This window comes from Rhizobium sp. No.120 (genome assembly GCF_054558365.1).
This window is the reverse complement of the sequence record NZ_BAAJNQ010000001.1, coordinates 377,680-396,806: the sequence shown is the minus strand read 5'-3', so window position 1 is coordinate 396,806 and position 19,127 is coordinate 377,680. Positions and strand designations below refer to the sequence as shown.

Sequence of the window (19,127 nt, the reverse complement as noted above, 5' to 3'; positions counted from 1 at the left end):
ATGAACGACAAGCCATCGGTGCTGAGGGAAACGGACGAGGATGCGCGCATTCAGGCGCGCAACCTCATGCACACCGCCGCACATGCGGCCTTGGCCGTCATCGACCCCGAAACCGGCTTTCCCTCCGTTAGCCGCGTCCTGACCGTCATCGATGCCGACGGTGCTCCGGCCATTCTGGTTTCCGGTCTTTCCTCACATACCAAAGCGCTGATGAAGGACAGCCGCGCTTCGGCGCTGTTTGGCGATCCCGGCAAGGGCGACCCTCTCGCTCATCCTCGCCTCACCCTGCGATGCAAGGCCGAACGCGTCGAGCGGCAAAATGAGGCACATGAACGCATTCGCGCTCTTTTCCTCGACCGCCACCCGAAATCCAAGCTCTATATCGACTTTCCGGACTTCTGCTTCTTCCGCCTCGTTCCTGTTGATGCCAGCCTGAACGGCGGCTTCGGAAGGGCTTATACCTTGTCCTCACGGGATCTGATGATGCTTTAAACCGAAACCAAATCGTACCGGCAATAAGTCATACAATAGTGCAAGAATTAGTAGTCGGACAGCTCGAAGTAGAAATGCCTCATATTGACAGGTTGCAAATCTCCAGTGACCAAATTTGGCATATTTGCTGCTCCGAAACGATAAAAATCGACCTATTTTGGTCTAGTCGAGCTCCTGGGCGGGCGGTTGGAGACCTCGGCATAATCGCCGGAGCATCATACGTACATATCTAAAACAGCATACTCGATACCTTAAATTTAGGTATATACAATCTTCGACCGGTCTTGGTATTGTTAGATATCGGTAAAGACCGCGTTGGAAGTAGCACAATTTTTGATATACGCTCCGCATTGGGAAGTTTAAAAAATGAAGACAAGAGATTTGGCCGAACACTCTAATGTTGCGGCAGCATTATTATCAGCAATGGCGAACCCGAAGCGTCTTTTGATCCTTTGCAGCCTCGTTAAAGGCGAAGTTCCAGTTGGCGTTCTTGCCAATCAGGTCGGACTGAGCCAATCAGCACTTTCCCAGCATCTTTCGAAGCTTCGCGCCCAAAAGCTGGTCAAGACGCGTCGTGATGCTCAAACGATTTACTACTCCAGCACATCGGAATCGGTGATCCGTGTTCTCGAAACGCTGGAAGACATTTATTGCGAGCCGGAAAAGAGTAGATCGGCTGCCTAAGAGCTAAGATAGCTCCTGGCCTGCCGACGAATGATCTTTTGGGGGACAATAATCTCGAAAGATCGACTTGCTTTCATTACCAGCTGTTTTACTGCTTTAACTGGCAAATCCTTGGATTTGCCAGTTTTTTCATATCGGGACCATGCTTCGTAGCGCGGTTCCCTGTCCGACATCTCGCTACCGCATTCTTCGATGCTCGATCCGTCTTATCACCGCTATCTTTGCCTTGACGCAAAAAGGGCGGCTGATAATTTGACCAAGCAGTAAATATAATAGCGCGGCGCGCCGCCGTTGCCGGGAAATGGCCCCCGAATGGCCATTGGAGAACAGCATGTCGGACCGTTTGAATGCCACCCCCAACGATTTGCGCGCCTTCTGGATGCCGTTTACGGCCAATCGCCAGTTCAAGAAGGAACCGCGCCTTTTCGTCAGCGCCAAGGATATGTATTACACCACCCATGACGGTCGGCAGGTACTTGATGGAACTGCAGGCCTGTGGTGCGTAAACGCTGGGCACTGCCGCCCGAAGATCACCGAGGCAATCCGCCAGCAGGCCGGCGAACTCGACTATGCCCCGGCCTTCCAGCTTGGCCACCCCAAGGCCTTCGAGCTGGCGAACCGGCTGGTCGATATCGCCCCCGAGGGCATGGATCATGTTCTCTACACCAACTCCGGTTCGGAATCGGTCGAAACCGCACTCAAGGTCGCGCTTGCCTATCACCGCGTGAAAGGCAATGGCTCGCGCTTCCGTCTCATCGGCCGTGAGCGCGGCTATCACGGCGTCAATTTCGGCGGCATCTCCGTCGGCGGCATCGTCACCAACCGCAAGATGTTCGGCACGTTGCTGACCGGCGTCGACCATATGCCGCACACGCATGTTCCTGGCAAGAATTCCTTCACGCGCGGCGAGCCAGAGCATGGCGGCGACATCGCCAGCGAACTGGAACGCATCGTCACTCTGCACGACGCCTCGACGATCGCAGCCGTCATTGTCGAGCCTATCGCCGGTTCCACCGGCGTCCTCATTCCGCCGAAGGGCTACCTGCAGAAGCTGCGCGAAATCTGCACCAAGCACGGTATCCTCCTGATCTTCGACGAGGTCATCACCGGTTTCGGCCGCCTCGGCACCCCCTTTGCCGCCCAATATTATGATGTGAAGCCGGATATCATCACGACAGCCAAGGGCCTGACCAACGGCGTCATTCCGATGGGCGCGGTCTTCGTGACCTCGGAAATCCATGATGCCTTCATGCAGGGACCCGAGCACATGATCGAGTTCTTCCACGGCTACACCTACTCTGGCAACCCGATCGCCTCGGCAGCAGCGCTTGCGACGCTCGACACCTACAAGGAAGAAGGCCTACTAACGCGCGCAGCCGAACTCTCCGACTACTGGGCCGATGCCCTGCATTCCCTGAAGGACTGCCCGAATGTCATCGACATCAGAAACACCGGCCTGATCGGCGCCATCGAGCTCGCCCCCATCGCCGGCGAACCTACGAAGCGCGCTTTCACCGCCTTCCTGAAGGCCTATGAAAAGGGCCTCCTGATCCGCACCACCGGCGACATCATCGCACTCTCGCCGCCGCTGATCATCGAGAAGCATCACATCGACGAGCTATTCGGCAAGCTCCGCGAGATCTTGCAGAATAATATCTAAGGCATAAGCTCAAACAATCTTCGCCCCTCACGCCTCCTCTTGTATGAGCAAGAGAGCCGGCATGAGGGGCGATCCATATGCGAGGGACGAAATGACCACCAAACTCGAACGCTATATCGACCAGGGTGTCGGCCGGGAATCTGCCGATATCGTGCTGAAGAACGGCCGGTTCTTCGATCTGGTGACGGGCGAGCTGGTCGCTTCCGACATCGCCATTTGCGGCGACCGCATCGTCGGCACCTGCGGCGATTATCAGGGGCGCGAAGAGATCGATATTGCAGGCCGCATCGTCGTACCAGGCTTCATCGACACGCATCTGCACATCGAATCCTCGTTGGTGACCCCGCTCGAATTCGACCGCTGCGTGCTGCCCTATGGCGTAACCACCGTTATCTGCGATCCGCATGAAATCGCCAATGTGCTCGGCACGGAAGGCATCCGCTATTTCCTGGATTGCTCGCTGGAAACCATCATGGATATCCGCGTCCAGCTCTCTTCCTGCGTGCCGGCGACGCATCTGGAAACCTCCGGCGCCGATCTGCCGATCGAGAAACTCCTGCCGTTTCGCAATCATCCCAAGGTCATCGGCCTCGCAGAATTCATGAACTTCCCCGGCGTGGTCCACAAGGATCCGGTCTGCATGGCGAAGCTCGAGGCCTTCCAGGGCGGTCACATCGACGGTCATGCACCGCTTTTGCGCGGCAATGACCTCAACGGCTACCTCGCAGCCGGCATCCGCACCGAGCATGAATCGACGACATCAGAGGAAGCGCTGGAAAAGATCCGCAAGGGCATGCATATCCTCGTGCGTGAGGGCTCCGTCTCCAAGGATCTGCACGCGCTGATGCCTATTATAACCGAGCGCCTGTCGCCCCATCTGGCGCTCTGCACCGACGACCGCAATCCGCTCGACATCGCCGAACAGGGCCACCTCGATTATATGATCCGCACGGCGATCGCCCATGGCGTCGAGCCCCTGGCGATCTACCGCGCCGCCTCGATCTCTGCCGCGCGCGCCTTTGGGCTGCGGGATCGCGGCCTGGTGGCGCCTGGCTGGCGCGCTGATCTTGTCGTGATCGACAGCCTGGAAAGCTGCAAGGCGAAGATCGTCTTCTCCGCAGGGCGCCGCGTTACCCCCGACCTCTTCGCGACCCGCGGTTCGGTCGAGCCGGTCGGCCTCGACAGCGTCAAGGCCCGCCCGATCAACGCCGCCGATTTCGGCGTGCCGGTGACGGAAGGCGAAAGCTCCATCATTGGCGTAACGCCTGGCAAGATCATCACTCGACATCTCCGCTATCGCTTGCCGACCAAGGGCAACCAGACCGATATCGACCTCGGCAACGACATCATCAAGGTCGCCGTCATCGAGCGGCACGGCAAGAACGGTAATCATGCCAACGGCTTTGTCCAAGGCTTTGGCTTGAAGAAAGGCGCGATCGCGTCGACCGTCGGCCACGACAGCCACAATATCTGTGTCGTCGGCGTCAATGAGGACGATATGGCGCTTGCCGCCAATCGTCTCAGCGATATCAATGGCGGCTTTGTCGTCGTCGAGAATGGCGTGGTGACGGGCGAAATCGCCCTGCCGGTCGCCGGCCTGATGAGCCTTGAGCCTTATGAAAGCGTGCGCGACACGCTGCATCATCTGCGCCAAGCGGCCTATGCCCTCGGCGCAACGCTGGAAGAACCCTTCCTCCAGCTCGCTTTCCTGCCCCTGCCCGTCATCCCGCATCTGAAGATATCGGACAAGGGCCTGGTCGATGTCGACAAGTTCATGCTGATCGGCTGATCAGGCGAACTGGCCGCAATAAACGTCCAGTGCCGAAAGCGCGATCGTTACCCCCGCATCGGCGGTGCCAAATCCTGGCATGGCGATCGTCTTGCCAAGTTTGATGTCCTCCGGCAAAGCAACCTTCACCGGCTTGCGGGAGAGATTGAAGACAAACAGCAGCGTCTCGCCGCCCTTGGAGCGGGTAAAGGCGAGAACGTCCTCCTCCGTGTCGAGGAAGGTCATATCGCCGTCGCGCAGGACCGCATGTTCCGCACGGAAAGCAAGCGTCTGCTGATAGTGATGCAGCACGGAGTGCTCATCCGCGTCCTGCTTGTCCACTGCAAGCGCCGCATGCTGGTATGGAACCGGCAACCATGACTTATCGGCCGTCGTGAAGCCCGCATGAGCAAGACCCGCTTCCCAGGGCATCGGCGTGCGGCATCCGTCACGCCCCTTGAATGCCGGCCAGAAGCGAATGCCGTAGGGGTCGCGTAGATCCTCGAAGGCAAGCTCCGCCTCGGGCAGGCCAAGCTCCTCACCCTGATAGAGGCAGATCGAACCACGCAGGGTCGAAAGCAGCGAGATTGCGAGCTTTGCAACACGCGGCTGCTCCTCCTCCTTTTTGGCAAAGCGGCTGACATGACGCTGGACATCATGGTTGGAAAAGGCCCAGCAAACCCAGCCGTCGACGACATTATCCTGGAAATCGCTGATGCAGCGCCGGAAATGCGCCGGGGTGAAATCAGGCCCCAAAAGGTCGAACGTGTAGCACATATGCAGCTTGTCGCCGCCGCTGGTATAGGCCGCGACAGTTTCCAGCGAGCGTGCGCCGTCACCCACTTCGCCGACGGTCGTACGATTTTCATATTGATCAAGCAATGCCCGCAGCCGTTTCAGGAAATCGATATTTTCAGGCTGCGTCTTGTCGTGAAGATGGTTCTGCATCCCATAGGGATTGGTTTCGGGCGCATCGAGCCCAGCCGTGGCGACAAGCGCCGCCGGATTGTCCCGCAATTCCTTGTCGCAGAAATAGTAGTTGACCGTATCCAGGCGGAAACCGTCCACGCCACGATCAAGCCAGAATTTGACGGCCGAAAGTACCGCATCCTGAACCTCCGGATTGTGGAAGTTCAGGTCCGGTTGCGAGGTCAGAAAATTGTGCTGATAATACTGCCGGCGCACGCCATCCCACTCCCAACCCGGCCCGCCGAATATCGACAGCCAGTTGTTCGGCGCGGTGCCATCCGGCTTCGGATTGGCCCAGACATACCAGTCCGCCTTGGGATTGTCGCGGCTTGCACGGCTTTCGACGAACCAGGGATGTCGGTCCGACGTGTGCGAGATGACCTGGTCGATAATGACTTTCAGTCCGAGGTCGTGTGCTGCCGTCATCATCTCGTCGAAATCGGCAAGCGTACCGAAAATCGGATCGACATCGCAATAATCGGCGACGTCATAGCCCATATCGGCCATGGGTGAGGTGAAGAACGGTGCCAGCCAGATCGCATCGACCCCCAATGCGGCAATATGAGGCAGTCGCCGGGTTATTCCCTTGATGTCCCCGAGCCCGTTGGCATCCGTATCCTGAAACGACCGCGGATAGACCTGATAGATCACCGCCCCGCGCCACCATTCGGCTCCCGCCGCTTTATTCGTCGATTTCATCAAACCGCCTCGATATCGCACAAGGCCTCCCAGTTTGCACACCCCTGCGCAGGGGGCAAGCCGCAAATCGGCGGCCCGAAAAGCTCAACCATCGGCGGATAAATTCGCTGTATCAATTTTAGCGAATTACCAATAAGAAAGTTCACACGCTAAGCATGCCCGACTTTTTTTAACTTGAAAGCGACGTCGCTTTCGATAACTTCGCGCATTGACCTGTACGTGAAGGTCACCTGCGGATCAAAAACACCCTTGTAAAACAAGGACAAGAACTCCAGAAAGGTGGGAAAACATATGGCGCATATCACCAGAAAATTTATCGCTGCGGCTTTTGTCAGCACGATGTTGAGCGTTTCCGCGCATGCCGCGACCCTCAATATCCACAACGGCGGCGACCCGACTTCGCTCGATCCGCAAAAAATTTCCGGCGATTGGGAAAACCGTATCGACGGCGATATCTTCGAAGGGCTGGTGACCGAAGATCCCAAGGACAACCCAATTCCCGGCCAGGCTGCAAGCTGGACCATTTCGCCCGACCAGAAGGTCTATACCTTCAAGCTTCGCGACGGCATCAAGTGGTCCGACGGCCAGCCGGTGACGGCGCAGGATTTCGTCTTTGCCTTCCAGCGCCTGATGGATCCGAAGACTGCCGCCCAGTACGCTTATCTGCAATATACGATCCTGAACGCGGAAAAGATCAACAAGGGCGAGATCAAGGATCCGACCCAGCTCGGCGTCAAGGCGATCGACGACAAGACGCTCGAGATCACACTTGAGAATCCCACTCCGTACTTCCTCAACGCCCTGATGCACTACACGGCCTATCCGCTGCCGAAACATGTCGTGGAAGCCAAGGGTGACCAATGGGTCAAGATCGAAAACATCGTCACCAACGGCCCTTACAAGCCGGTCGAATGGGTACCTGGTTCGCATGTCAGCATGGTCAAGAGTGACCAGTATTACGACGCCAAGGACATCAAGATCGACAAGGTCAACTACTACACGCTGGAAGACCAGGCCGCTGCCCTGAAGCGCTATCGCGCCGGCGAATTCGATATCCTGACCTCCTTCCCGGCCGATCAATTTGACTGGATCCAGAAGAACCTGCCCGGCCAGGCGCATGTGGTGCCCTTCCTCGGCACCTACTATTACGTCCTGAACTCTACGAAGCCACCCTTCAACGACAAACGGGTGCGCCAGGCTCTCTCCATGGCCGTCAACCGCGAAGTCATCGGCCCGAAAATTCTCGGCACCGGCGAACTGCCATCCTATTCCTGGGTGCCGCCGGGCACGGCCAATTACGGAGAACCGGCGTATGTCAGCTGGAAGGATGAGCCCTACAAACAGAAGGTCGAAGAGGCCAAGAAGCTTTTGAAGGAAGCCGGCTTCGGCCCCGACCATCCGCTGAAGGCACAGCTGCGCTACAACACCAACGACAACCACAAGCGCATCGCTGTCGCCATCGCCGCCATGTGGAAGCCCCTCGGCGTCGATATCGAACTCTACAACACCGAAACCAAGGTGCATTACGATGAGATGCAGCGTGGCCAGGTGGAAATCGGCCGTGCCGGCTGGCTCGCCGACTATAACGATCCGATCAACTTCCTGAACCTGCTGTCCACCGGCGTCGAAATGAACTACGGCCGCTGGAGCAACAAGGACTACGATGCTCTGATCAAGCAGGGCAATGAAGAAACCGATCTGAAGAAGCGCGCCGAGATCTACAAGAAGGCCGAGCAGCTGGCCCTCGACGACAGCGCGGCTATCCCGATCTACTACTACGTTTCCCAGAACATCGTCGCCCCGAAGGTCCAGGGCTTCGTCGACAACATCCAGGACATCCATCGCACGCGCTGGCTGTCGATCAAAGAATAATTGGGAACAGGCTCCTCCCGGACACAACCGGGAGGGGCCGTTTAAGATCATGTTTGGCTACGCTCTCCGTCGTTTGCTGTCGACAATCCCCGTCTTGTGGATTGCCGTGACAGTGTGCTTTTTCATTCTGCGCCTTGCTCCCGGCGGCCCCTTCGATGGCGAAAGGCCATTGCCGCCGGAAGTCAAAGCCAACCTCGCGGCTCACTACAACCTCGACAAGCCCTTGGTTGAGCAATACCTGATCTATGTCGGCGACGTCATGAAGGGCGACCTTGGCCCATCCTTCGCCAATCAGGATTTCACCGTCACCCAGCAGATCATGTCCGGCTTCCCCTATACGTTGACCATCGGCGGCTCTGCCTTCGTGCTCGCGACTGTCGTCGGCGTCTTCATAGGCTGTATTGGTGCGCTTTATCAAAACCGCGCGGCCGATTACTGGCTGGGCGGCGGCCTCCTCATCGGCCTGGTCATGCCAAGCTTCCTCATCGCTCCCATCCTTCAGCTCATCTTCGGCAATACGCTTGGCTGGCTGCCGGTCGGCGGTTGGGGCGATGGCTCGATCAAGTTCCTGATCTTGCCCATCATCGTCCTGACCCTGCCGCATGCGGCTCGTATCTCTCGCCTGATGCGCGGCTCGATGATCGAGGTCATGGGCCAGAACTTCATCCGCACCGCCAAAGCCAAGGGCATCGGCCCGCGGCTGACAATCATGCGGCACGCGCTGAAGCCGGCCATGATGCCCGTCGTCTCCTATCTCGGACCCGCGGCAAGTTACCTCCTCACTGGCTCGCTGGTTGTCGAAAGCATCTTCGGCCTGCCCGGTGTCGGCCGCTACTTCGTCGGCGCAGCGCTCAACCGCGATTACGGCATGGTTCTCGGCACGGTCGTTTTTTACATGGTGCTGATCGTGGTTCTCAACCTGCTGGTCGACATCACCTATGCTTGGCTCGACCCGAAAGTGAGAATGCGATGATCCTCAATTCCGCTAAGAGAGAACTGCTGGAAGCGGAATTGCTTTCGGCAGAAGGGCTTGCACCCAAGGGGCGATCCCTCACCGGCGACGCGATGCGTCGTCTCCTGCGCAACAAGGCGGCGGCGCTTTCGCTGTTCATACTGGCTGCGCTGGTTCTGGTCGCCATATTCGGCCCGTATTTCCTGCCCTTCAACTATGAGGATCCGGACTGGACGTCCTTCCGAGGGGCTCCGGACTTTGCCGCCGGCCACTATTTCGGCACCGACGGCAACGGCCGCGACCTGTTGGCGCGCACGCTCTACGGCACCCGCGTCTCGCTGACGGTCGCTCTTGTCGCAACCCTCGTCTCGGTCATCATCGGCGTGCTCTATGGCGCCGTTGCCGGTTATTTCGGCGGTCGCGTCGATGCGATCATGATGCGCTTCGTCGATATCATGTACGCCCTGCCCTATGTTCTCTTCGTCATCCTGCTGATGGTGATCTTCGGCCGTAACGTCTACCTGCTGTTTGCGGCGATCGGTGCGCTGGAGTGGCTCACCATGGCCCGTATCGTGCGTGGCCAGACCTTGTCGATCAAGCAGCGGGAATTCATCGAAGCCGCACGCGCTTCCGGCCAGCGGTCGTTCAAGATCATCCTGAAACACATCGTGCCGAACCTCGTCGGTCCGGTCGTCATCTACGCAACACTCACCATCCCGGAAATCATCGCGACGGAGAGCTTCCTCTCCTATCTCGGCTTCGGTGTTCAGGAGCCGCTGACGTCTCTCGGCACACTGATTGCCGAAGGCTCGGCGGGCATGGAGACGACGCCCTGGCTGCTGTTCTTCCCGGCCGGTTTCCTGGTCGCGCTGCTGATGAGCCTGCTTTTCATCGGCGACGGCCTGCGCGACGCATTCGATCCGAAGGATCGCTGACATGACAGACACACTTCTCGAACTCAAAGACTATTCGATCACCTTCCGCACGCCTGAAGGCGAAGTGGCTGCGGTCTCAAAGATGAACCTCAAGATCGGCCGCGGCGAACGCATCGCCGTCGTTGGTGAATCCGGTTCCGGCAAGAGCCAGACTTTTCTCGGCCTGATGGGCCTGCTCGCCAAGAACGGCCGCACCAGCGGCCAGGCGCTGCTCGACGGCAAGGACCTGCTGACGCTGAAGCCGCGCGAACTCGACCATGTGCGCGGCAAGGATATGGCCATGGTCTTCCAGGATCCAATGACCGCGCTCAACCCGTCGCTGCGCATCTCGCGGCAGCTGACGGAACAGCTCGAGGTCCATGGCGGGCTTTCGGCGCGTGCCGCCTCAGCAGCAGCGCTCGACATGCTGAAACGGGTCGGCATCCCTGACCCGACGCGCCGCTTCAACCTCTATCCGCACGAGCTTTCGGGCGGCATGCGTCAGCGCATCGTCATCGCCATGGCACTGCTGACCAAGCCGAAGCTGCTTATTGCCGACGAACCGACGACGGCGCTCGACGTGACGATCCAGGCGCAGATTCTCGATCTCTTCAATGAGCTGACGGCCGAGATGCATACGGCGCTCGTCATGATCACCCATGACCTCGGCGTCGTTGCCGGTCTCGCCGACCGTGTTGCCGTCATGTATGCCGGACGCATCGTCGAGGAAGCGCCGGTCGAGGAGCTGTTCGAAAACCCCGCCCATCCCTATACGGCGGCGCTCCATTCCGCCATCCCGAGGCCGGACCAGGATGTCGACGACCTCACCGTCATCCCCGGACGTCCGCCGAACCTGATGCACCTGCCGCGTGGCTGCTCTTTCTCACCACGCTGCGCTCATGTGCAGGACGACTGCCTCGACGCTGCACCTCCGCTCGATCGGCTGGCGGCACGCCGTTGCGCGGCCTGCTTCCATCCCCTTTCGGCTAATCAGGAACGGAGCCTCGTCCATGGCTGAGCAAGCGCTTCTGAAGGTCGAGCATTTGACGACCGAATTCGAGCTGCCATCGAAATCCCTCTTCAAACCGCCGCTGATCCTCACGGCTGTCAACGATGTCAGTTTCGAGCTGAAGACGGGCCGCACGCTCGGCATCGTCGGCGAATCCGGCTGCGGCAAGTCCACGCTCGGCCGCTCCATCCTGCGGCTGATCAAGGCCCAGAAGGGCCGCATCCTATGGCAAGGCAGCAACTTGCTCGATCTGACCGATGAGGAAATGCGTGCCGCCCGCCGCGACATGCAGATCATCTTCCAGGACCCGATCGCCTCGCTCGACCCGCGCATGACCGTCGGCGACATCATCGCCGAGCCGCTCACCGTCTTTGAACCGAAACTGACCCGCGCCCAGCGCCAGGATCGCGTTCGCGAGATCATGGCTGCGGTCGGCCTCGTTCCTGAGATGATCAACCGCTACCCGCATGAGTTCTCGGGCGGACAGGCGCAGCGCATCGGCATCGCCCGTGCCGTCATCACTCGGCCGAAGCTCATCATCTGCGACGAGCCGGTTTCGGCGCTCGACGTCTCGATCCAGGGGCAGGTCATCACGCTTCTGCGCCGCCTGCGCAAGGAGTTCGGCCTCACCTTGATCTTCATCAGTCACGATCTCTCGGTCGTGCGCCTGATCTCGGACGACGTGCTGGTGCTTTATCTCGGCAAGGTGGTCGAAGCCGGTGAAGCTGCGACGGTCTTCGACCATCCGGCTCATCCCTATACGCAGGCGCTGTTCTCTGCCGCGCCCATCCCTGACCCGAAGCTGGCGCGTGGCCGCGAGCGCATCCGCCTGCAGGGCGACCCACCCTCGCCGCTCAACCCTCCGCCGGGCTGTGTCTTCTCGCCCCGCTGCTGGAAGGCGACGGATATCTGCCGCACGAAGATGCCGCCGACAGAGCAGGTTCGTCCGGGCCAGACGGCTGCCTGCTATCACATGGATCGACCGTAAATCATGTCCAGCAAAAGTGGACGGCGGCAGCCGCCGTCCACCTTGCCCCAGCCGCCGCTTGCGCGTATGCAGCACCAAGACAAAATGCAGGAGGCAGTTTTGGGCGGGCGTTTTCTTTCGATCGGCGAATGCATGGTGGAACTGTCGCAGGCCGATGACGGACACCTGCGCAAAGGCTTTGCCGGCGACACGTTCAACACGGCCTGGTATGCCCGCGCCTGCCTGCCTAAGGACTGGGCCATCGATTACTTCACCGCACTCGGCGACGACGCCATGTCGGATGAAATGATCGGCTTCATGGCCGCCGCCGGCATCGGAACGCAGAGCATCCGTCGCCTTCGCGGCAAGACGCCCGGCCTTTATATGATCAATCTCAAGGATGGCGAACGTTCCTTCAGCTATTGGCGCGACAGCTCTGCCGCCCGCCAGCTTGCGGCCGACGGCGATGCCCTGCGCACGGCGATCGAGGCCTCCGACGTCCTATATTTTTCCGGCATTACGCTCGCGATCCTGTCGCGCGAAGACGCCTTCACCTTGCTCGCAGAGCTGCGCCGCGCCAAGGCTGCCGGCAAGCTGGTCGCCTTCGATCCCAACCTGCGCCCTCGCCTCTGGTCGAGCCTGGACGCGATGCATACGATGATTGCAGAGGGAGCGCGCGCAGCGACGCTCGTCCTGCCAAGCTTCGACGATGAAGCCGCACATTTCAGTGACGATTCGATTGCCGCCACGATCCGCCGTTATCGGCAATACGGAGCCGCCATGGTCGTCGTCAAGAACGGCCCCGACGGCGCGACCATTGGCGACGGCGTTCAGGAGACGCTCGTCTCGGCGGTCAAGGTCGTCAAGGTTATCGACACTACCAGCGCCGGCGACAGCTTCAATGGCGCATTTCTGGCGCACTATCTCCACCATAAAGATGCAGTTGCCGCCGCTGGCTTCGCGGCCAAGATCGCGGCGAAGGTCATTCAGGAATACGGCGCGCTCGTCTCGCCTGAGAAGTTGAAATCCATCCACTAAACGCTGTAATATTTCCATCATGGACACCCCCCACAATAGAGTGGGCGCGGGAATCATGTTTGAAACACCGCAATCGCTGGCACCGCCATCATGAGGATGCGGTGCGGATGGACTGTTTTGGACATGTTGCAACGCTTGTCAGACATCGATCAAACCACCTGGGCGCAGGCGGCGACACCTGTCGCAGTACCCGAGCGGCTGCTCATTGTTAGCGATGCCTGGCATCCACAGGTCAATGGTGTCGTTCGTTCCATCGAGAACACCAATCGCGAACTGACTCGCATGGGCATCGAGGTTTCGATGATCACGCCGGACGGCTTCCGCAACATCCCCTGCCCGACCTACCCGGAGATCCGACTCTCGATCGCCAGCTATCGCAAGATCGCCGCAAGAATAAAAGCGCTCCGGCCGACTTATGTCCATATCGCTACGGAGGGTCCTCTTGGGCTTACGGCCAGACGCTGGTGCTTGAGAAACGGCATGCCGTTTTCGACCAGTTACCACACCCGCTTTCCCGAATATGTGGCCGCGCGCTTGCCAATACCGGAAAGCTGGCTCTACGCCTTCGTCAAGTGGTTTCACAATGCGGGCTATGGCTGCATGGTAGCAACGCCAAGCCTGGCAAACGAACTCAGGCAGCGTGGCATCCGCAACCTGCTGCCCTGGAGCCGTGGGATCGATTCCCACCTCTTCCGTCCCCAACCGCTTGACGACAATCCATTCGGCCTGCCCCGGCCGATCTTCATGACCGTCGGTCGCGTGGCGCTCGAAAAGAACCTGCCCGCTTTCCTCGATCTCGACCTACCCGGATCGAAAGTGGTGGTCGGCGATGGGCCTGCGCGCGCGGAACTGCAGAAGCTCTATCCCGATGTCCATTTTCTGGGCGCGAAATTCGGAGAGGAACTGGCGCGCGCCTATTCACAGGCCGACGTCTTCGTCTTCCCCTCCAAGACCGACACCTTCGGCAACGCTATTCTGGAAGCGCTCGCCAGCGGCGTTCCGGTCGCCGCCTACCCCGTCACCGGCCCTGCAGACATTCTGGGAGGAAGCAGGGCAGCCGGCGTCGTGGATGCTGACTTGGCAACCGCCTGCCTAGCCGCGCTGTCATGCTCCCGCGAGGCCGCGCGCTCTTTGGCACTCAACTATTCCTGGGAAGCGGCAACAACGCAATTCATCGGCAATGTCCGCATTGCCAACCATCGGGGCCGAGCTCATCCCCGCTGAACTCGCGGTCCGCTTCTTTCAGCATTGAATGTTGTGACCTGACGCCCGAGAAACCAAGAACATTTCTTCCTTAGTCGCAAGGCAGCACCTGAGATCCCGCCATAGCGTCCGGTGTCAAATCTCCTATGCGAGTTCCGGAACATATCTGCTGGTGAACAGCATCCTCAGAAAAAGAAGAAATCCATAGCCCGGGTATAAATTTGGGTGTACAATTATTTATCGCACGACCTACATAGGATCTCTCAGGGAGTTCTTGAGATGACTGACGACCTGTTAAAGCTGGATAACTTCATCTGCTTCGCGCTCTATTCGGCGAACCATGCGATGAACCGGCTCTATAAACCCATGCTGGACGCGCTCAATCTCACCTATCCGCAATATCTCGTCATGGTGACCCTATGGGAAGAAGACGGACAGACCGTCGGCGGTATCGGTGAAAAGCTGTTCCTGGAATCAAGCACGCTGACGCCGCTCTTGAAGCGGTTGGAGGCAGCCGGCTTCATCAAGCGCATCCGCAGCAAGGAAGACGAGCGCCAAGTGTTGATTCAGCTGACCGGCGAAGGCAAGGCGCTGAAGAAGAAGGCGGCAACTGTCCCCCCTTGCATTCTCGATGCCACGGAGCAAACACCCGACGAACTGACACGCTTGAAGAGTGAAATCATCACCTTGCGCCAGGCGCTCAGCAGGAACGCAGCCTGACCGGATGCACCCTCCCGACCATCCGGTCTGAGAGGGTACTTCAGGTTCGCTTCTTCTTGTTTTCGTAAGGATTTTCCGACGAGCGGAAATGGATGCGGATGGGGACGCCGGGCATGGCGAAATCGGCGCGCAGACCATTGATCAGGTAGCGAACATAGGACTCCGGCAGAGCGTCCGAGCGTGTGCAGGAAATCATGAAGGCCGGAGGCCGCGCCTTCACCTGAGTCATATATTTAAGCTTGATGCGGCGACCGGAAACCGCCGGTGGCGGATGCTGAACCTGCTGCGTCTCGAGCCAGCGGTTGAGGCGCGCGGTCGAAACACGCTTGTTCCAGACCTTGTCGGTATCGACGATTGCTTGCATGAGGCGGTCGAGTCCCTCGCCCGTCTGGCCGGCAATCGGAATGGCGCGAATGCCACGCGCCTGCGGCAATAGGCGATCCGTCTTCTCGCGCAGATCGGCAAGCACGGCCTGGCGGTCTTCGATCATGTCCCACTTGTTGAAGGCGAGCACCGCGGCACGTCCCTCGCGGATCACGAGATCGACGATCTGCAGATCCTGCTTCTCGAAGGGAATGGTCGCATCGAAGACGATGACGACCATCTCGGCGAAACGGATGGCGCGCAGCGTGTCGGCAACCGAAAGCTTTTCCAGTTTCTCGGTCACCTTCGCCTTGCGGCGCATGCCGGCGGTATCGAACATCTTGACGGTACGGCCGCGCCAGCTCCAGTCGACGGAGATGGAATCCCGGGTAATGCCCGCTTCCGGGCCGGTCAGCAGTCTGTCTTCACCTAGAAAGCGGTTGATGAGCGTCGACTTGCCCGCATTCGGGCGGCCGACGATCGCAACACGCAAAGGGCGCGTCTCGTCATAGGCCGGTTCTTCGTCGATCTCCTCGCCATCTTCGCCGACTTCCGAGCGCGGAATACTGACATTCGTCTCCGCCTCGTCTTCCTCGTCCCCGAAGGCACGCTCAGGCCCGATAGCCTCGACGATCGCGTCGCGTAGATCCATCATGCCTTGGCCGTGTTCGGCCGAGATCGGGCAAGGCTCGCCAAGACCGAGCGTATAAGCATCGTAAAAGCCGCTATCGGAGCCCCGCGCCTCGGATTTGTTAGCAACGAGCACGACCGGCCGGCCGCGCTTGCGCAGCATTTCGGCGAGCGTCTTGTCGACATGGGTCAGACCCATCTTAGCATCGACGACGAAGAGCGTCAGATCGGCCTCGTCGATCGCAGCCTCGGTCTGGGCGCGCATGCGACCCTGAAGTGATTCATCCTGGGCCTCTTCAAGACCGGCAGTATCGACGATGCGAAAGCGCAGATCGATCAGCTTGGCTTCGCCCGGGCGGCGGTCACGCGTCACACCCGGCGTATCGTCGACGAGCGCCAGCTTCTTGCCAACCAGACGGTTGAACAGCGTGGACTTGCCGACATTCGGGCGACCGACGATCGCGACCGTAAAACTCATTGAGCGATCCTTCAGCCTTTTGCAACCGGGGCCTTGCCGGATGCGGTGATAAGGTCGAGCAGCATCTGGGCACGATTGGCAACGTTGCGCGGGCTCTGCGGATCGTCGACGATTGCCTGGAACCATTGCCGCGCCTTGGCGAAATCGCCGGCCTTGTAGGCGGCAAGGCCGAGAACGTCGCGCGCCGAATGGCGGAAGGCGTCAGCCGGGACGGCGAGCTCCTGCGCTTCCGCAGCGACCTGATCGTAAGTGCCGGTATCGACGAGCAGATAGGCAGCGCGCAGGCGGGCCGCATCGCGGATCACCACCGGGAGGTCCGTCTGCTTGCCGATCGCCGAGAAGGTGGCGATGGCCGCGGCCTTGTCACCCTTCTGCGCCTGCAGCGTCGCGGCGCGCAGGCGGGCCAGCACCGGATAGGAACCGGGGCCGCTCTTTTCGATGGCGGCGAATGCGGCCAGCGCTTCATCCGTCTTGTTCTGATCGGCAAGCGTCAGTGCGGCAATGAACTGATCGCCACCGCTGCCGGCCTGATTGCCGGCCCAATAGCGATAGCCGCTATAGGCTGCGGTACCAAGGACGACGAGCACGGCAGCACCGATGATGAGCTTGCCGAAACGGCGCCATATGAACCGCAATTGGTCCGAGCGCAGTTCCTCGTTCACCTCGCGGATGAAGCTATCGTCATTGAATGCCATTCTCGTCTCCGGCCCAGGCCAAATAATTCCAACAAGCTTAGGGGTTAGTTGGGCCTTCTACTCCATTTTGTGGCTGATGTAAGGGGGAATGGCAGAAATCGTCACATAACGAGCGGCGAAACCCCGATAATCCACGCATGAAGCTTCCAAATGATCAAGGCCCAGGCGACCACACCGATGACGATCGCATAAAGATCGTATTTCGCCGAGACGAAGGGACGCAGGGTGATTTCGCCCGCCCGCTCGCGCTGTTTGAACGAAATGCGCAGGATCACGCCCCAGGCAAGGAAGGCAGCAAAGAGTAGCATGGCCGCGCCGTCACCGTTCGACAGAAGATGCGCCAGCGCCCAGATCTTCACTGACAGCACCATCGGATGCTTTGTTCTGGCCGCGATATGCCCCGCCGGCAGCAGCGAGGCAACAAGAGAGATGAGAGCGAACAGCATCAGCAGAATGGTGATGTGGCTCATCCAGAACGGCGGCGTCCAGATCGGCGTCATGTCGCGCGCCTGACCGAAGCCGTAAATAAGGATGATCAGCGCGATGATGCTGGCAATCGAATAGACAGCTTTCCAGCCGCCCTCGCCCAAACTCGCAATCATCGAGCTTCTGAGGCCGGGGGCGACGACACGGATCAGGTGGAGGCCGAGAAAAAGAACAATGCCGAGAATGAGCAATGCCATGGATGAAATCCTCTATGGTCTTGTAGTCACATCCTTATCGGCTGCCGTAAAAAAATGCCAGCATCACCGCAGCTTCGCCGCAATTGCACGAAAGGAAGGAAGCGACCTGAGCGCGCTATCCGATATCGCTGGACGATTCCTGGCAAGCCTTGTTCGACGCAATCAATATTCGGTACCCATGTTTCGCTTTGCTACCTGTTTCTCCGTCGCCATTTCGTTAGGGCTCCCCGTCGCCGCCCGGGCCGATGACAAGCCCAAGCAACTCGTCATGGTCTCCTTCGATGGTGCTCATGACAATGCGCTCTGGACCAAGAGCCGCGAGATCGCTTCGCGCAATGGCGCCCATTTCACATACTTTCTGTCCTGCACCTTCCTCATGAACAAGGCGCAGGCCAAGGCCTATCAAGGGCCGAAGCAGAGGCCTGGCAAATCCAACGTCGGCTTCGCCAAGAGCGAGGACGATGTGCGCACCCGCATCGCCAACATCTGGGCGGCCCATCAGGAGGGCCACGACATCTCAAGCCATGCCTGCGGCCATTTCGACGGCAAGGGCTGGAGTGCTGCCGACTGGAAACAGGAATTCATAAATGCGCGCATTGCGCTTCGCGACGCCTGGAAGAATGTCGGCTTGGCCGACAAGGAACCCCAAGGTTGGGAAGACTTCGCCACGAACGACGTCAAGGGCTTTCGCGCACCCTACCTCTCCACCAGCGACGGTCTCGTGCCGGCGGAAAAGGAAGCGGGCTTCCAATATGATGCAAGTCTCGTCACCAAGGGACCGGCCCTGCCGCAGGTGGTCGACGGCATCTATCGCTTCGGCCTGCCATTGATCCCCGAAGGTCCTGAGCATCGCCCGGTCATCGGCATGGACTACAATCTCTATGTCCGCCATTCCAAGGGCGTCGAGGACAAGGCCAACGCCAAGACCTATGAGGACCGCGCCTTCGAAGCCTTCGAGGCTGCCTTCAACAAGCAATATGACGGCGAGCGCATCCCGCTGCAGCTCGGCTTCCATTTCGTCGAAATGAACGACGGCGCCTATTGGCGCGCCCTCGACCGCTTCGTCAGCGATGTCTGCCACAAGCAGGATGTCGCCTGCGTCAGCTATTCCGAGGCGATTCCGTTGATTGCGGCGCGTGGCAAGCCGCAGCAGGGGTGAGGAGCGATCGGACGAAGCGCGAGCAATCGATCCAATGATCGATTGCCGCGGCCCCTTCGGCGGGCTCAGAATGCCAAAGCGAAGGGCCGCTGCGGCAGCAATAGCGGCCATTCAATAGCGCAGAGCCCCTGATGGGCTTCCCAGTTAGCGTAGTCTCATAAAAAAGGCCCCG

At 59.4% G+C, this 19,127-nt stretch carries 16 protein-coding genes and 1 pseudogene; 13 read left to right on the top strand and 4 right to left on the bottom strand.

All coding sequences use genetic code 11. The features are described from left to right. The 4 genes and pseudogenes from ACYJRZ_RS02005 to ade all read left to right on the top strand — a co-directional run. Positions 1 to 486 (top strand): annotated as a pseudogene (locus ACYJRZ_RS02005) (HugZ family pyridoxamine 5'-phosphate oxidase); the annotation flags it as partial. A 372-nt stretch (positions 487 to 858) separates the two neighbouring features. After that, on the top strand, positions 859 to 1,176 hold the full coding sequence (locus ACYJRZ_RS02000) for an ArsR/SmtB family transcription factor (protein WP_015340680.1): 318 nt from the start codon (positions 859 to 861) through the stop codon (positions 1,174 to 1,176). A gap of 331 nt (positions 1,177 to 1,507) precedes the next feature. Next, positions 1,508 to 2,836 (top strand): omega-aminotransferase AptA, encoded by a 1,329-nt coding sequence (aptA, locus tag ACYJRZ_RS01995; protein WP_459455580.1) that lies wholly within the window; start codon positions 1,508 to 1,510, stop codon positions 2,834 to 2,836. Positions 2,837 to 2,927: 91 nt separating this feature from the next. After that, on the top strand, positions 2,928 to 4,625 hold the full coding sequence (gene ade, locus ACYJRZ_RS01990) for an adenine deaminase (RefSeq protein WP_459455578.1): 1,698 nt from the start codon (positions 2,928 to 2,930) through the stop codon (positions 4,623 to 4,625). On the opposite strand, the gene bglA is transcribed toward ade, so the two are convergent. Further along, positions 4,626 to 6,272, bottom strand: coding sequence for a beta-galactosidase BglA (bglA, locus tag ACYJRZ_RS01985; protein WP_459455576.1), 1,647 nt, complete (start codon positions 6,270 to 6,272; stop codon positions 4,626 to 4,628). It abuts the gene before it with no gap. A 291-nt stretch (positions 6,273 to 6,563) separates the two neighbouring features. On the opposite strand from bglA, the gene ACYJRZ_RS01980 reads away from it, so the two are divergent. From ACYJRZ_RS01980 to ACYJRZ_RS01945, 8 genes are all read left to right on the top strand, one after another. Beyond that, on the top strand, positions 6,564 to 8,144 hold the full coding sequence (locus ACYJRZ_RS01980; protein WP_459455574.1) for a peptide ABC transporter substrate-binding protein: 1,581 nt from the start codon (positions 6,564 to 6,566) through the stop codon (positions 8,142 to 8,144). 49 nt (positions 8,145 to 8,193) lie between these two features. Further along, on the top strand, positions 8,194 to 9,117 hold the full coding sequence (locus ACYJRZ_RS01975) for an ABC transporter permease subunit (RefSeq protein WP_459455572.1): 924 nt from the start codon (positions 8,194 to 8,196) through the stop codon (positions 9,115 to 9,117). After that, complete coding sequence (locus ACYJRZ_RS01970) at positions 9,114 to 10,031, top strand: ABC transporter permease (RefSeq protein WP_459455570.1); 918 nt, start codon at positions 9,114 to 9,116, stop codon at positions 10,029 to 10,031. Before ACYJRZ_RS01975 ends, ACYJRZ_RS01970 begins: the two co-directional genes overlap by 4 nt. 1 nt (position 10,032) lies before the next feature. Then, complete coding sequence (locus tag ACYJRZ_RS01965; RefSeq protein ID WP_459455568.1) at positions 10,033 to 11,028, top strand: ABC transporter ATP-binding protein; 996 nt, start codon at positions 10,033 to 10,035, stop codon at positions 11,026 to 11,028. Further along, positions 11,021 to 12,007, top strand: coding sequence for an ABC transporter ATP-binding protein (locus ACYJRZ_RS01960; protein WP_459455566.1), 987 nt, complete (start codon positions 11,021 to 11,023; stop codon positions 12,005 to 12,007). Before ACYJRZ_RS01965 ends, ACYJRZ_RS01960 begins: the two co-directional genes overlap by 8 nt. Positions 12,008 to 12,106: 99 nt before the next feature. Further along, positions 12,107 to 13,024 carry a sugar kinase gene (locus ACYJRZ_RS01955; RefSeq protein WP_459455564.1) on the top strand — a complete coding sequence of 306 codons (918 nt, stop codon included), beginning with the start codon at positions 12,107 to 12,109 and terminating at the stop codon, positions 13,022 to 13,024. A 123-nt stretch (positions 13,025 to 13,147) separates the two neighbouring features. After that, positions 13,148 to 14,248: a glycosyltransferase family 4 protein gene (locus ACYJRZ_RS01950; RefSeq protein ID WP_459455562.1), complete on the top strand. Its 1,101-nt coding sequence runs from the start codon at positions 13,148 to 13,150 to the stop codon at positions 14,246 to 14,248. 258 nt (positions 14,249 to 14,506) lie between these two features. After that, positions 14,507 to 14,947 (top strand): MarR family winged helix-turn-helix transcriptional regulator, encoded by a 441-nt coding sequence (locus tag ACYJRZ_RS01945; RefSeq protein WP_459455560.1) that lies wholly within the window; start codon positions 14,507 to 14,509, stop codon positions 14,945 to 14,947. A 40-nt stretch (positions 14,948 to 14,987) separates the two neighbouring features. On the opposite strand, the gene der is transcribed toward ACYJRZ_RS01945, so the two are convergent. The 3 genes from der to ACYJRZ_RS01930 all read right to left on the bottom strand — a co-directional run bounded on the left by der (position 14,988) and on the right by ACYJRZ_RS01930 (position 17,796). Then, positions 14,988 to 16,418, bottom strand: coding sequence for a ribosome biogenesis GTPase Der (gene der / locus ACYJRZ_RS01940; protein ID WP_459455558.1), 1,431 nt, complete (start codon positions 16,416 to 16,418; stop codon positions 14,988 to 14,990). Between the two features lie 11 nt (positions 16,419 to 16,429). Then, positions 16,430 to 17,113 carry a tetratricopeptide repeat protein gene (locus tag ACYJRZ_RS01935; RefSeq protein ID WP_183812829.1) on the bottom strand — a complete coding sequence of 228 codons (684 nt, stop codon included), beginning with the start codon at positions 17,111 to 17,113 and terminating at the stop codon, positions 16,430 to 16,432. A gap of 101 nt (positions 17,114 to 17,214) precedes the next feature. Continuing rightward, complete coding sequence (locus ACYJRZ_RS01930; RefSeq protein ID WP_459455555.1) at positions 17,215 to 17,796, bottom strand: NnrU family protein; 582 nt, start codon at positions 17,794 to 17,796, stop codon at positions 17,215 to 17,217. 178 nt (positions 17,797 to 17,974) lie between these two features. Between ACYJRZ_RS01930 and ACYJRZ_RS01925 the strand changes: the two genes are divergently transcribed. Beyond that, the gene (locus ACYJRZ_RS01925) at positions 17,975 to 18,955 is read left to right on the top strand and encodes a polysaccharide deacetylase family protein (protein ID WP_459456904.1); all 981 of its coding nucleotides are present in this window, start codon (positions 17,975 to 17,977) and stop codon (positions 18,953 to 18,955) included. Positions 18,956 to 19,127: the final 172 nt, after the last annotated feature.

Coding starts and splice junctions, on each gene's coding strand:
- ACYJRZ_RS02000 (WP_015340680.1), top strand. CDS start 859: ATGAAGACAAGAGATTTGGCCGAACACTCTAATGTTGCGGCAGCATTA.
- aptA (WP_459455580.1), top strand. CDS start 1,508: ATGTCGGACCGTTTGAATGCCACCCCCAACGATTTGCGCGCCTTCTGG.
- ade (WP_459455578.1), top strand. CDS start 2,928: ATGACCACCAAACTCGAACGCTATATCGACCAGGGTGTCGGCCGGGAA.
- bglA (WP_459455576.1), bottom strand. CDS start 6,272: ATGAAATCGACGAATAAAGCGGCGGGAGCCGAATGGTGGCGCGGGGCG.
- ACYJRZ_RS01980 (WP_459455574.1), top strand. CDS start 6,564: ATGGCGCATATCACCAGAAAATTTATCGCTGCGGCTTTTGTCAGCACG.
- ACYJRZ_RS01975 (WP_459455572.1), top strand. CDS start 8,194: ATGTTTGGCTACGCTCTCCGTCGTTTGCTGTCGACAATCCCCGTCTTG.
- ACYJRZ_RS01970 (WP_459455570.1), top strand. CDS start 9,114: ATGATCCTCAATTCCGCTAAGAGAGAACTGCTGGAAGCGGAATTGCTT.
- ACYJRZ_RS01965 (WP_459455568.1), top strand. CDS start 10,033: ATGACAGACACACTTCTCGAACTCAAAGACTATTCGATCACCTTCCGC.
- ACYJRZ_RS01960 (WP_459455566.1), top strand. CDS start 11,021: ATGGCTGAGCAAGCGCTTCTGAAGGTCGAGCATTTGACGACCGAATTC.
- ACYJRZ_RS01950 (WP_459455562.1), top strand. CDS start 13,148: ATGTTGCAACGCTTGTCAGACATCGATCAAACCACCTGGGCGCAGGCG.
- ACYJRZ_RS01945 (WP_459455560.1), top strand. CDS start 14,507: ATGACTGACGACCTGTTAAAGCTGGATAACTTCATCTGCTTCGCGCTC.
- der (WP_459455558.1), bottom strand. CDS start 16,418: ATGAGTTTTACGGTCGCGATCGTCGGTCGCCCGAATGTCGGCAAGTCC.
- ACYJRZ_RS01935 (WP_183812829.1), bottom strand. CDS start 17,113: ATGGCATTCAATGACGATAGCTTCATCCGCGAGGTGAACGAGGAACTG.
- ACYJRZ_RS01930 (WP_459455555.1), bottom strand. CDS start 17,796: ATGGCATTGCTCATTCTCGGCATTGTTCTTTTTCTCGGCCTCCACCTG.
- ACYJRZ_RS01925 (WP_459456904.1), top strand. CDS start 17,975: ATGTTTCGCTTTGCTACCTGTTTCTCCGTCGCCATTTCGTTAGGGCTC.